At 38.1% G+C, this 13,109-nt stretch carries 13 protein-coding genes; 7 read left to right on the top strand and 6 right to left on the bottom strand.

Going from position 1 to position 13,109, the window contains the following annotated elements:
* Nucleotides 1-86: 86 nt before the first annotated feature.
* From ABE41_RS06140 to ABE41_RS06150, 3 genes are all read left to right on the top strand, one after another.
* On the top strand, nt 87-434 hold the full coding sequence (locus ABE41_RS06140; RefSeq protein WP_066287547.1) for a hypothetical protein: 348 nt from the start codon (nt 87-89) through the stop codon (nt 432-434).
* Nucleotides 435-900: 466 nt separating this feature from the next.
* On the top strand, nt 901-1,242 hold the full coding sequence (locus ABE41_RS06145) for a hypothetical protein (protein ID WP_066287553.1): 342 nt from the start codon (nt 901-903) through the stop codon (nt 1,240-1,242).
* A 138-nt stretch (nt 1,243-1,380) separates the two neighbouring features.
* On the top strand, nt 1,381-1,860 hold the full coding sequence (locus tag ABE41_RS06150; protein WP_066287557.1) for a GNAT family N-acetyltransferase: 480 nt from the start codon (nt 1,381-1,383) through the stop codon (nt 1,858-1,860).
* A gap of 459 nt (nt 1,861-2,319) precedes the next feature.
* Here the strand turns inward: ABE41_RS06150 and ABE41_RS06155 are convergent, their stop codons facing one another.
* Nucleotides 2,320-2,511 (bottom strand): hypothetical protein, encoded by a 192-nt coding sequence (locus ABE41_RS06155; protein ID WP_066287560.1) that lies wholly within the window; start codon nt 2,509-2,511, stop codon nt 2,320-2,322.
* 263 nt (nt 2,512-2,774) lie between these two features.
* On the opposite strand from ABE41_RS06155, the gene ABE41_RS06160 reads away from it, so the two are divergent.
* Nucleotides 2,775-3,236 carry a CarD family transcriptional regulator gene (locus ABE41_RS06160; protein WP_066287562.1) on the top strand — a complete coding sequence of 154 codons (462 nt, stop codon included), beginning with the start codon at nt 2,775-2,777 and terminating at the stop codon, nt 3,234-3,236.
* 631 nt (nt 3,237-3,867) lie between these two features.
* Nucleotides 3,868-4,263, top strand: coding sequence for a DUF1801 domain-containing protein (locus ABE41_RS06165; RefSeq protein ID WP_066287566.1), 396 nt, complete (start codon nt 3,868-3,870; stop codon nt 4,261-4,263).
* Between the two features lie 124 nt (nt 4,264-4,387).
* On the opposite strand, the gene ABE41_RS06170 is transcribed toward ABE41_RS06165, so the two are convergent.
* Both ABE41_RS06170 and ABE41_RS06175 read right to left on the bottom strand, forming a co-directional pair.
* A complete protein-coding gene (locus tag ABE41_RS06170) occupies nt 4,388-4,657 on the bottom strand; it encodes a hypothetical protein (RefSeq protein WP_066287571.1) in 270 nt (89 codons plus the stop codon).
* 200 nt (nt 4,658-4,857) lie between these two features.
* Entirely contained in the window at nt 4,858-5,100 is a 243-nt protein-coding gene (locus ABE41_RS06175; RefSeq protein ID WP_066287573.1) for a hypothetical protein, read from the bottom strand.
* Between the two features lie 837 nt (nt 5,101-5,937).
* Here ABE41_RS06175 and ABE41_RS06180 point away from each other — a divergent pair.
* Both ABE41_RS06180 and ABE41_RS06185 read left to right on the top strand, forming a co-directional pair.
* Entirely contained in the window at nt 5,938-6,546 is a 609-nt protein-coding gene (locus tag ABE41_RS06180) for a DedA family protein (protein ID WP_066287577.1), read from the top strand.
* Nucleotides 6,547-6,627: 81 nt separating this feature from the next.
* The gene (locus tag ABE41_RS06185) at nt 6,628-6,999 is read left to right on the top strand and encodes a VOC family protein (RefSeq protein WP_066287580.1); all 372 of its coding nucleotides are present in this window, start codon (nt 6,628-6,630) and stop codon (nt 6,997-6,999) included.
* Nucleotides 7,000-7,059: 60 nt separating this feature from the next.
* On the opposite strand, the gene ABE41_RS06190 is transcribed toward ABE41_RS06185, so the two are convergent.
* The 3 genes from ABE41_RS06190 to ABE41_RS06200 are packed head-to-tail and all read right to left on the bottom strand — an operon-like array spanning nt 7,060 to nt 12,404.
* A complete protein-coding gene (locus tag ABE41_RS06190) occupies nt 7,060-8,613 on the bottom strand; it encodes a SagB family peptide dehydrogenase (RefSeq protein WP_066287584.1) in 1,554 nt (517 codons plus the stop codon).
* Nucleotides 8,614-8,634: 21 nt separating this feature from the next.
* The gene (locus ABE41_RS06195; RefSeq protein WP_066287586.1) at nt 8,635-10,575 is read right to left on the bottom strand and encodes a TOMM precursor leader peptide-binding protein; all 1,941 of its coding nucleotides are present in this window, start codon (nt 10,573-10,575) and stop codon (nt 8,635-8,637) included.
* Nucleotides 10,572-12,404 carry a hypothetical protein gene (locus ABE41_RS06200; RefSeq protein ID WP_066287587.1) on the bottom strand — a complete coding sequence of 611 codons (1,833 nt, stop codon included), beginning with the start codon at nt 12,402-12,404 and terminating at the stop codon, nt 10,572-10,574. Before ABE41_RS06200 ends, ABE41_RS06195 begins: the two co-directional genes overlap by 4 nt.
* Nucleotides 12,405-13,109: the final 705 nt, after the last annotated feature.

Consider the following 13,109-nt stretch of genomic DNA (forward strand, 5'->3'; position numbering starts at 1 on the left):
TATTATGGAGCATATTAAACAAACGTGAAGGATTGTGGAATAAAGGGTATTCAGAACCTTGGATTTTTGAAAGGTGAAATACAAATATGAGGTACGCATTAATTTTAATAACCATTAATATGCTTTTGTTTGGTTGCTCAAGTACAACCTTTTTTGAGGGAGAACTTTTGGAGAACAAAAAAGTTCATCTTATAGTCGATTGTTCTGACGAAGTGAACAGAGGAGAAAATAATGTTAAAGATTTAGGATATTTATGTAAAGTGGTTGTTACTGTTAAAACAGTATTCCTCAACGAAAACAGTGAGAAAATTAACTCAGAACAGCTTCAAAATGGAGCAAACCTAAAAATAGTTCTTTATGGTCCCAGTAAAATTAGTAAGAATGTAGAATCCAGGGAAGTAGAAGCCAAGGAAATTCATATGCTTACTGACTAAATATGCTTTAGAAGAAGACAATTGTTATTAAACAATCGGGTGCTTTAATGGAATAATAATTTATATAATTCAAACACTGGAAATTAAACTTCGTCAATTAGTTGTTAAATATATTGGAGCAAGTTCATATTGAATTAGAAATTGCCATAACCCTGATGAAATTGCAGTAACTAATAATACATAGGTGAATATTAAACTCAATCTTAATTTGCTAACCAATGGAATCCCCTCCTGTATGGTGGTCTATTGAATTAATCTTTAGATATATATGAGACAAGCAAAAAAAATAAGACTTTATCTAAGTATTTTTATTTGGTAGTCATCTTCTTCAACAAAACGGGTGCGTTTCTCCATGAAGGAGAGATCTGCACTTTTTATCGAAGTAAGGTCGGAAGCTGAAGCAAGATTGGATTAAAAATTTATGTTGTTTCAAACTAAATAACAGGAGTTTTGGAGGAGGCTGCAAATGTATGAATTATCTAATGGCTTATTAGATTCAATAATTGAACCTTTCAAAAATGGTTTTTTCATTGTAATAACGATAGTTTTATGTTGGTTGTTTTATATTATGTTTAATCAACAAAACACCAAAACTCCTTATTTGTGGTTTATTGCTCACATTTTAGGAATTTTAATTTCAGGCTATTTGTTTTTTGAACTCCTAACAACAAATATGAAAAATTCGCATGGAATTCAATCATGGGTTTATGATGAAGTTTCTTATAGATATAAAATTATAGGATTAATTTGGGTTGTAAGTCTATTCTGTTTATTAATAGGTATTAATTGTTTTAGAAAACAAAAATAAGATTTGGAAATATTGTTGGAGTAGTTAATTTGTATTCATGAGCCGGGTATCTGATTCTTATTCAACAATCGGGTGCATTTCTTCAGGAAGGAGAAGTGCTCGAATTAAATACTATATATTAGGGAGAGTGTGATTTATATGATTAACACTTCAGTGAAACTGAGAGATGTTACAGAGGAAGACATCCCTATCTTCTTCGAGCAACAACTCGATTCTACCGCGAACTATATCGCTGCCTTCACAGCTAAGGACCCATCGGATAAAGATACATTTATGGACCACTGGACAAAAATTATAGCCGACGAGACTATAACCATTAAAACTATCATTTTTAATGGGAAAGTCTCTGGTCACATCTCGAACTTTGAACAGTTCGGAGAACCTGAAGTCAGTTATTGGATTGGAAAAGAATATTGGGGTCAGGGGATTGCAACTAAGGCGTTATCTGAGTTTCTGAATTATATCAAGATACGCCCACTTTTTGCTCGTGCCGCCAAAGACAACATTTCCTCCATTCGGGTCTTGGAAAAATGCGGGTTTAGAATTACCTCTGAGGATAAGGGTTTTTCCAACGCTCGAGGAATTGATGTTGAAGAATTTATTCTGAAGCTTGAATAATTTGATGTTAATCAATAACGGAGAACCATTTAAGTTTAAAAAACCAGCTTTTTTAGGTTGGTTTTTTCTTTCGCTTATTCAACAAACGGGTGCGATTGTTGAATATCTAAAGAGCTGTTTACGCAGGTCTTTATTATTGAATTAAGAAGCAAAGCAGGATTGTGGAGATATGGTTATACCTTGCTACTTTTATCATCTTTAAAATAAACATAATTAATGGTTTTAACTATAAATGTATGGTTTGTTTGAACTCCAACGTTATGGCAAGAACGAGTATTGAAAGTTCGTTGGTTAAAAGGAAATGGAATCGAATTGTTTGCTCATTGCCAAGATTATATGCATAAAATGCAGAACATTTAGGAAAGGGTTGTATAAAATTAAACGCCTATCGCCCAACGGCTGCAAGTATAAACAAATTGCCGATAGCAACGCACAAACAAAAAAATAAGTGTACTATCCTTATCCTAATTCGGTTTCTTGAAATGAAATAGTTCCTATTTTTTTGCCCGTTTCATTATCAATAAGTAGATGCCCGTATAGTTTGCGAACTAACCAATACATTTCATCAGGATCATAAGCTACTATTACATCTTTTTGTAACTCTCCATTCCCTTCGACAGTTACATTGTATCTTTTTCTCTTAGGATGCATTAAATCAACTCCTAGAAGTGTAATCACAATAGAATACCCGAAATTATACCTTTTTCAAACAAAATATGGTAATTATCAATTGACCTTCCCTTTATTGGTAATCCAACACGTTCCCTATTGTTTTGATGTTGTTTTTGATTGAACTGATTTTTAAAGAAAAAGTTATTGACAACAAAAATAAAGAAATGATATTATTAAATATTTGATAAAAAAACGCATATATGGTATCCTGTAGAAGGTTACCATATATGGAGGTGGATTATATGTTTCAAATTGGCGATAACATTGTTTATCCAATGCACGGAGCAGGTATAATTGAAGCCTTAGAAGAAAAAGATTTCCCAGGGGAAAAACAACAGTATTATGTCATAAAAATGTCAATCAGTAATATGCAAGTTATGATTCCAACGCGTAAAATATTGAGTTCAAGTATACGACCAGTTACTGATATACATGCATTAAAACACATCATACACATTTTTCAGCATGGAGAATCAGATAGATTACTACCGTGGAAACAAAGGTATAAAGTAAATACGGACAAACTAAAAACGGGTGAAATACAGGAAGGTGCTGAAGTTGTACGTGATTTAATGCGTATGAAGAAAGAAAAAGCACTTAATGCAAGCGAAAAAAAAATGTTGGATAATGCATATGAATTTTTGATTAGTGAACTTGAAGTAATTGAAGGAATCACTGAAAATCAAATAAAAAGTTTCTGTTAAGGTTAATTATAGATAATATATTGCATTCCAAAAAATATCCTAAATTTTACGGGATATTATGATTAAAAGTAAAGCATTTCAAAGACATTCAACTTCTTCAACTTACTTTTAGAACATTAGCCTCTTTTGTTATTCTACAATTTAATCCATTTTTATTATTTAAACCTCTTCTACGAACATTTGAAATTTTATCAAAAAACTCGACAATATTAGTCACTTGATATTTGTAATACTGATTCACACTGGCACGGACAAGGAGCCGTAAGGATGGAAGAGAGGTAGGGCTTTCATTGTTTTAGGTATATCTAAGTGATTATTTTTCTAGAAGGAAAAAACAATCAATCTCACCTCTATCTTTAAGAATTTCTTACATCCACTGTGACAGTGAATAGGAATTGTTTATCTTCTTTTTATAAAAGATACACGAGTTGGTAACATATAAATATATGGTTAACGATAAAAAATGACGGAATTTCTAGAACGATTGTTAACATTGTTCTTCAACAAAAAGGTCAACCAGAAATTCTGGCTAACCTTTATATTACGAACGGGTGCATTTCTTCAGGAAGGAGAAATGCTCTTTTTATTGAAAATAGATAAATGTGTAATCGTAAAAAAATGAGGTGAGATAATGACGACCCATGAACCCGATAAGGTAGAAAAATTTATGAATAACCTTAATCATCCTCTTAAAGAGGAAATAGAAGCTGTACGAAACATAATCAAAAGCACAAATAGTGAATTTACGGAAAAGATTAAATGGAATGCACCTAGCTACAGTATTCAAAATAAAGATAGAATAACTTTTAATTTACATGGTAAAGGATTTTTTCGTCTTATTTTTCATTGTGGAGTCAAGGTAAAAGAGGGTAGTAATGAAGATCAGCTGTTCGTCGATACTACTGGTTTATTGGATTGGGTGTCACCAGACAGAGCCATCATAAAGTTTACTAATAAAAGTGACGTAATAAGAAACGAAGAGAAACTTAGAGAAATAATAGCTAAGTGGCTTAAGGTAACGGTTTGAAAATTCTATAAAAGTAGTAAAAATGTTCAACGGGTGCATTTCTTCAAAAAGGAGGTGTGATATGGGTTGCCTTTTAGGCAAGAACAGAGTACAAAATAAAAAGCACCCCAAGGGATGCTAATAACTACACACGTTGTATTTCTTTTAATATTTTAGTTTCACAAAAGTCAATCCCTTGAGCTGTAATCTTAACTAATAAACTTTGGTTAAGTCTTTTAACTTTAATTAATCCTTTTTGATCAAGATAATCGTAAGCAAGGTTTTCTTCAGGAGCTTTTTTTAATTCATCACTGTTAGTACGATATTCACTACCAATATTAGTAAAGTGATAATCATACAAATCGAACAATATTTTTTCTCTTAGTGCAATTCGTTCTTCTATAGTTTCTGTCAAACCATTTCCCCCTTTCACCAATTAAATTCAACTATAGGAAACAATTACCTTTAAATAAGTCTTAAAAAAAGTGTAGCAATAACTAAAAACCAAATAATTTATAGAAAGCGTTGTTTAGTAGTAGGACACTCAGCAGCGCATTTTTTTAATTGAATAATTTATTTAAGTCACAATTTGAAGCATATAGGATGCTGTATCTTTTATATTTCAAACATTACCATTTGACAATGCCGAATCATTTCTTGTAATAGGTCATGATCTCTAAGGACAGTCCAAGATATTTCATACTCCCCTGTACTTTCCTTAGCCCTACCTCGATAGTCTTTCTTACCATCTGAAGCAATATAAACATCCCAGATCCAAGTTTTTGTAACTTTATCATCTTCGCACGTATCTATTTCAATTAAGTAATGGCTCTCTACTGGATATACTCTATGTGCCAAAGTTACACCTCCTTCCGCCTTACTAATTTCGGCAACAGGAACAATTTCATTTAAACAAAAATAGCAACCAATTCAGTTGCCGTTTTAAATGGTCTGCTTAATATCATATTAACACCTTATAAACAAAATGCTCTATTTTATTCTGCCATTTTCTGCCGTTTATCTGACATTTTTTGACTCGTTTTGAGGTAATGGGTTCATTCCTTTAAGATCATCTGCCATTGTTCCCTTTTTGCTCTAGAATATTGCAGTATCCCTGTAATAGTTATTCCATAATCGGGTGCATTACTTTAAGAAGCAGAAGTGCACTTTTTTATTGAAATAAAGGACTGATACTTAAAATAATTATAGAAAGAGGAATTAATAATGAGTGACTTACTAACGATAATACCATTTAGTCTTTTTCGGGATTTTTGTATGGCTAATTTTCTTGACACTTGTAGATATTACTGAAAAGTTGAAAGAACAGAATGATATTTTAAAAGAATTGGTACGTGAGAGAAAAAACAACTAAATGCTAGGATATAAAGACATATTTTTTATAATGTAATAGTGGTTTTGAAAACCAATAGTATTTACCCTGCCATAGTTTTTCATATTGTTATAAATTTGGGAGTAGTTATTAATAGATGGATAATCTGAACTCATTAAAGGGGGCTTTAGTTGAAGCCTCTTATTTTTTTCCTCCATATTATAGAGGTTTTGGTTGCGTGATCACTTTTCGTCTAAGCTTTTTTAGAGAATTTTATTTTAATAGAAACTTTTTTGAAAAATAGACGTACATGTACAGAGTCTATTAAAAAATGTGCATCTTAGTTTGGATCAAAGGAGTTTACGATGGAAAATTGGTTAACTAGTATTATGAACGAATTCGGCTATGTTGGCATATTACTGCTGATTGCGCTCGAGAATATTTTTCCGCCCATCCCGTCGGAGATCATTTTAACGTTTGGCGGTTTTATGACACAAACCTCAAATCTGAATATTTTAGGAGTTGTCTTATCAGCAACAGCGGGTTCTGTGCTAGGTGCTTTAGTGCTTTACGGAATCGGTCGGCAGCTGGATGTTGAAGTAATGGAGAAGATCATTGATCGCTGGGGACATATTCTACGACTCACGAAAAAAGATATTCATAAAGCAGATGCCTGGTTTGACCGTTATGGTCCTTGGACGGTATTCTTTTGCCGATTTATACCGCTCGTCCGGAGTTTGATCTCTATCCCTGCAGGAATGTCAAACATGAACATGGGTGTGTTCCTTGTCCTTACTACTCTTGGAACCCTGATCTGGAACGTGGTACTCGTAAACCTGGGAGCTTATTTCGGTGAATCGTGGGATGTTATCGCGCATTACATGGACGTTTATTCGAAAGTGATTTATGTTTTTTTGTTCGTGCTATTCATTGTTTTCATTGGACTTTATATAAGGAAACGTCAAAAAAGATAAATAATGAAAAATTTTTTGGAAGATGAAATTATTTCGATTATATTTGTTGTAAGAAAATAATAAGCGTTAAGAGGAGGAACTATGAAACTAGGTGCATTCTCTGTAAGTTTAACGGTAAAAGATATTCATGCTTCAAAAGAGTTTTACGAGAAACTAGGATTTACAGCTCTTGGAGGAAACATCGAACAAAATTGGCTGATTTTAAAGAATGAAAGCTGTGTAATCGGTCTTTTTCAAGGCATGTTTGAAAAAAACATTCTCACATTTAATCCGGGTTGGAATGAAAATGCCGAAAATCTCGATTCCTTTACAGACGTTCGAGATCTTCAAAAGGAGCTTAAAGCTAAAGGCGTAAAAATGCTGACTGAAGCAGATGAAAACAGCGAAGGGCCAGCAAGTTTTATAGTAGAAGATCCGGATGGAAATCCGATTCTTTTTGATCAGCATAGATGATCATAGTCCAGCCAGAAAGATAAACGTAAAGAAGCCTGAGAAAATGATCTCAGGCTTTTTTTAGATGTGCAAACTTCCTTGCAATCTCGGATTTGACCGATAATGCCCGATTGGTATATGAAGCAGACTGGTTCTTCCTCTTTGATTCAATTGAAAGAGCTCATCATACCAAGGTACATTAAATCCTAGTATGGGATGCCCGCCTAACTTTAATGCCGAAGCGGCCAGTAGCAAAGAATGAGAGAGAATACCCGTTTCCATGTGCTGAATGCGATGCCCTCTAAATCCATAGGCACTTCGATAATGATCCTGATTTCCAACGATGTTCACGGATAGAGAAATCTGTGCCGTATTAACAAAGTCGGCTAACAGTCCGTCTTGAAGTGCGTTGCGGAAATCTCCTTCAGCTATACCTCTCAATACATGCGCTGAACCATCGTAGGCGTATAAGGCGTTTGATAAACCATCAATGTTATATGAACTAAGAGTAAGAGATACCCTGTAAGGAAGCTGCTGAAGACCTTGATCAAGATCATTTCGGTAGGAACTCGCAGAAATGGTTTCAAAAAATAGTGCAGACAATGTGTTCAGGCTGATCGGCTTCAAGACGAAATCCAGGCCAGGTGAGTAGCGGCTACCGCATGCATTTGAGAACTTGTAAGATAACCGATCTACAGAAGGAAGCCTGATAACCGGGTTTCCTCGTTCTTCATGCTGGGTCTTTTTTATTGTGATTGGAGAAGCAAAAGAATCCATCATGCATGCTTCATTCATCTTAAGCAGCATCGGGTATTCTCTTATTTCCTTCGACCGGACGTAATGCTGATGATGGAGCGGTTTCAGTTCAGAGCATAATTTTTCTGCCGATACCGGATCTTGCGCTTCATCACGAAACCAGGTCATTTTTTTATCAACAGAAAGAGGAACCACAGCATATACACTTTCTTCGTTTTTGTTGATTCCAATCATATGATTGATGGCACGGTCCAAAAAGTGATAATAGACGCCTGATTCAAAACCGAGCCGCCGCCCGACTTCAAGCAGCTGACCGATCACAAATCCAGCATCCAAACCATGAAGCCGGTAAGAGAAGTTATGATATTTGAAAAAGTTCTTCCAAAAGAAAGTTGAGATAAAAACAGCTCCAAAAGAAGAAGAGACGTCACAGCGGTTACCGAGTGCCTGCTTTACATAATCATCAAAATTACCTTCCCGCAAACAAACTAAACAGTGGTGCGCGACGTCATAATGATAGATTCCAGCAGCCACATCTTCAATTTTTAAATACAAGTAAAGTTCACTTGGATACAGCGCTCCGCCGGATGGGACAAAACGCCTGCATGCTGTCCATGAGTCCGTTTGGCCAGGAAAAGGGAACGACTCGCTGACTTGAGTAAGTCCAAAACTATACCAAAGAAAGTGGCCGATGTCTTTTAAAGTTGGTTTCGCCGTTTGTTCAAGTACTTCCGGAATATCTGAATCTAAATGTACAACAGGCAATCCACGATACAGTTTATAGGGAAGAGGCGCATCGTCCCAGTTCACCTCCCAGTCAGGGGGTGTTATCTTGTCAGTCTCGAAATGAAGTTTATACAAAAATTCATCGAGGTTCATAACGGTTCCCCCTTGGCTAACTTATGGAAATGGATGAGGATACGGATTAAGCTCCCCATAGGTGAGAGGCTGTTTCACGTAACCGAGTTTTGCAGGCACAGTCAGAACGCGATCAAGTCCCTTTAACCGAGTCAAGTGGTGACCAAATGTCATCGGCAGCATCCCTGGTATTACAACTTTTACACAGTGCAGTCCGTTTAGCTTCAGTTCAGGTCCTGTTTGATCAACAACAATGACTTCTAGATTCAATTTTTTAAACGTTTCTAAGACTCCATTTAGATCATCCAACAAGTCAGCATTTTGACGGACTGGCTGAAATTCGTCTTTAAAATTTTTATTCATCCGTTTATCTAGCAGAAAGAACATCCGTTTCTCCGCTTCCTTTAAACCGTACAGCATCGAATGATCTTCCATATGGCGGACGAGATACGAGTCACGAAGCACCTTTTCATATTTTTTGCGGTTCATTACAAACTCATTATCCATGTTAAAAAGCATGCCGGACAGTTCTTGAACGGCTCCTTTTACCGCTCGAACCGGATCTAGGTGGGCACCCGCTGCACATAGCAGATTCAATCCATCATCCTTCGTATTCTTGGCCATCGCCCAAATGCTCGGAATACCATTCTCCGTCGTAGAATTAAACAGATGAATTTCATACCCCGTTATACTCTGAAGGCGGTGGAGCATGAGCTGCAGTTCTGTATCATCGATCGTCTTGCTATCCAGGCGGGGAATAGGAAGCTGGCCATACCAAGCCATAAGAAACGCATCCCGCTCAACGATCTCGAAGATTCCATATAAAATAGCTTCCTCTAGGCTTCCGCCAACTGCACAGCCGTTCGATGTTTCGTACACAAATCCTTCACCGCCGCCTAAGCTGTAATAAGCGAACGTCTCAGGAACGAGAATCGGCCGCTCCTCTGTTAACGAATATCCCCAAACCCAATGAACGGGGCGGTCTCTATCCAAAGGTTTGAAAGGAAAATGAGATCTCTCATATTGTTCCTTCGTATGAACGCCGATCGATTCAGGATCCAGCGCATACTTCTCTACCTTTGAATACGGTTCATACACAGTCGTTCGTTTACCTCGCGGCGCATAGCCGCAATATCGCTCTAGTCCCTCTAAAATACCGGAGAGCTCACTATGTGCATAAGAATGGGTGCGTCCTGCGTTCAATTCGTTACCCGACAATAATGGAAGATTGACGACGGTGTCTGCAAAAGGGGACAGGTAATCATATCGTTTATAATTTAATACACCCGTCCGGCTGTCCAAGTAGTCTTTGCTGAGTACTTTATGGAGTTCTTCTATTGAGCGGCACCGGTAACTTTCCATTGAAGTTTTTGGGCTTTGCTTCAAATTTATTTTTGCGAAATCCGCTGTATCCTCCGGAAGGCCGCCGCAAACTGAACAGTACGGGTCAGGTAAAAAGAAATGGCGGGAAAGCCTGAACGTGTTCAAGTGCAGCAAGAGGATGTGATTCACTGTATGTGTTTTTTCTCCATTTAAAAAACGATGAATCTCATCTTGAATGAGAGCAGCAGTTTGAGAGATTCCGAGAATAGAGCCCCACGGATCTCGTAAGCTCTCACTTTGATTCAGCTTGTATTCTTTGATTTGAAAATGTTCTCTTCGGTCTGGTCCCGTCATAAAATGCCGAAGATCGGCACACTGCGAACAGCCAGGTTCATCAGTCACAACAAGCGGTCCGATGTTCGCTTCACCAAAGGAAAAGAATGCCCTGAGCCATGGGGTACCACTCGAACCGAATACTTCTTCAGCTTTTAAATGTTCAGCCGGATCCCACGAGTCGTGAAGCACCAATCCCAAATTTTCTTTATTTGGGACGGCTTCTTTTACAGAAGCCCAGCGTGCAATTTGATAGGTTTCACGTAAATTCATAGATACATAGTCAGCTAACTGTCCGTTTCCAATAATAGCGATGGAGTGTTTCATGACTGTTCCTCCTCGCTCAGTGTGACACCGAATATTCCGGCTGTGTGTTCATTAAGGATGGTTTCGGCTTGCAGCAAGAAGAACTGTGCCCGCACGTTATTCTTTTCTAGTGTTTGAAGTGCTGACGCAAATGTTTCGTGAAGGGACTGTTCATCCAGGGAAATGACCTGTAATTGCGTTTCACATGGAATGGAATTGACCCTGACACCATAAGGGTTAAACAGGTTTTCATTATTTTGCGTGTCTATTAAGGCCGTTTTTAATGCTCTCTCTAAAGCCAACTTATTATTCAAGCCAGCACTACCGTACCAATGGTCATTGGTATGCACCCAGACGACAGGAAGACCGAACACTTTAACACCGCTATAAACTTTTGTTTCAGGACAAAACTTAGACAGAGACTTTATCAAAAAGCGGCATCGCTCATCATGAATACTGCTTACGTCCAACCTAGATGAAGCAGCATATTCCTTTGTCTTCGCTAATGCTTCATGAAGACTGTTCTGCAAAGCTCTGCACATGCTTTCAATTGCCGTTTGACCGGCACCAGCAGTTAATGTGGGAGAGGCATCCCGGTATAAGCCTTTCACATATGTTTCGATCCCTGAGAGACCAGCCTCAGTTCTTGCTTCATCATGCGTAAGTCCTGAACAGACAATCTCTGTGCGAGGATCTGCTACCGTAACTTTGCATTGGGATAAAGGAAGCTGCAGCAAATCTTCTTCTTCCCACGTATGAAAAATACCGGTATCTCTTGAAGTGATCTGATAAAACAACGATTGGAAATCTTTTTGTGGATGGTTTGTGTCCAACATGTGCACCAGCGGGTCTGGAATGGGCAAAGCTTTCGTGTTTCCTGTCACTTGAGGATGGGGAATAACAGGGTGCCAGCTGCCCTCGAGTGTTTCTAAGCTAAGTCTGTAAATTAGGCTGTCTTTTTTGCTTTCCTGTACCCCGGTAATCGTTTTGAAAAGTTCAAAAACCGCCACGTTTGCGAGCATGGAAACAGCGGTTGACGAAGCGGAGCTTATTGCTTCTTCCGTTTGATGCAGCCGGCGATAAGCGGACTCCCAGCAAGCATTGGATTCCGCAGAAACTATTGGTCCCGCAAATGCAGCATTTTTCTCAATCGTAACGGGTAAAAACGTCTTGCCCTGGTTTATGCAGAATTTTTGTATCTCGCGCAATTTATTCAAATCATTTCCTTCTGAACCGTAGATGATATAGTCGAACCGCTGCAAGTTTTCACTGTTTTTCTCTAACTGTGTGATGGAAATTAAGGTATCGGGATCTGCCGCCTTCACTTTCGCAATCATTTTGTGGAGTCTTTTTTCATCTGTTTCTTGAGTAGCAAAGATGCTGAACGCAGGAAGACCAGAATCAATCAGTGATTGGACAAGGGAGTGAAGAAGGGACCCGGAACTTAGCACAGCTACCTTCGTCTCACGGTACTTTTGAAACCGATATGCGCCAGAGTCTTTTAAATAATTGATGTATTCAATCTGTGAAGCGTATTTTGTAAGGATAGACTCGGAAAGCTGGTGGGGAAGATCCTGACTGACATCACGTACAAAACCATTTTCGAATAAAACGTCCGTAATCTTATACACTTGCTCCTTATAGGGCTCTGGTAAACCGTTTGTTACTTCACCGAGCGTCAGACTTCCATCCAACAAGGGAATTAACTTCTCAAGCCACTTTTCAATCGTGCTTCCTTCTATTCTTACAGAGGTTACATTGTTCCGAAGATAAACTCCTTTATTGTGTTCCGGATAAATAAAGAGATCTTTTTTCACCTTTAAACACATAGAAGGATTTACTTTGTTCATAAGACCACTCCTCCACGAAAAGCTCATCATCTATTAATATGGATACCTTTTGTCCATTATGTATTTTAAAGTTTGAAGGGAGGGCAAACTTCTTTTACGATAATCGGCTTTTACGGACGCGTTCTTATATTTATTACACGTTCGCTCAATATCGCTGTCGTTTCACCCCAACTAGTCTCTGTTCCGCACAGGATTGCTGTCGTTTCACGCAAGAAAGCCTTTGTTTCGCTCAGCCGCATACACTTGCACCTAAGAATGACAATTTCATCTGATAAAACACCACGAAAATATGAAAAAGCTGACATCAAAGGCCACTTTATGTACCTTTTGAGTCAGCTTCAAGTCCTTTTTCTTAATTAAAGCACCATATTATCATGTCTCAAGAGCTAATTAGTGTCCACCACAACGTCCGCCGCCGCCACCGCAACGTCCGCCACAGCCGCCACAACGACCAGCGCAACCGCCACATCCGGCACATCCGCCGCAACGTCCAGCACATCCGCCGCAGCCGAAACATCCGCCACAGCCTCCGCAAAAGTTAAAACAGATACCGATTACACAAACGCCGACACAGGTGCCAACGAAAATACGGGGATCTTGTTCACGCGGATCTTGTGGATGATGCGGGTTACCGCCACTGACTTGAAAGTCACCTGTGCTTAATCCATCCAGATTCCATTGGTGTTTATTATCCAATAAGAACAC

It is taken from the genome of Fictibacillus arsenicus (assembly GCF_001642935.1).
In the GTDB taxonomy this organism is placed as follows: domain Bacteria; phylum Bacillota; class Bacilli; order Bacillales; family Fictibacillaceae; genus Fictibacillus; species Fictibacillus arsenicus_B.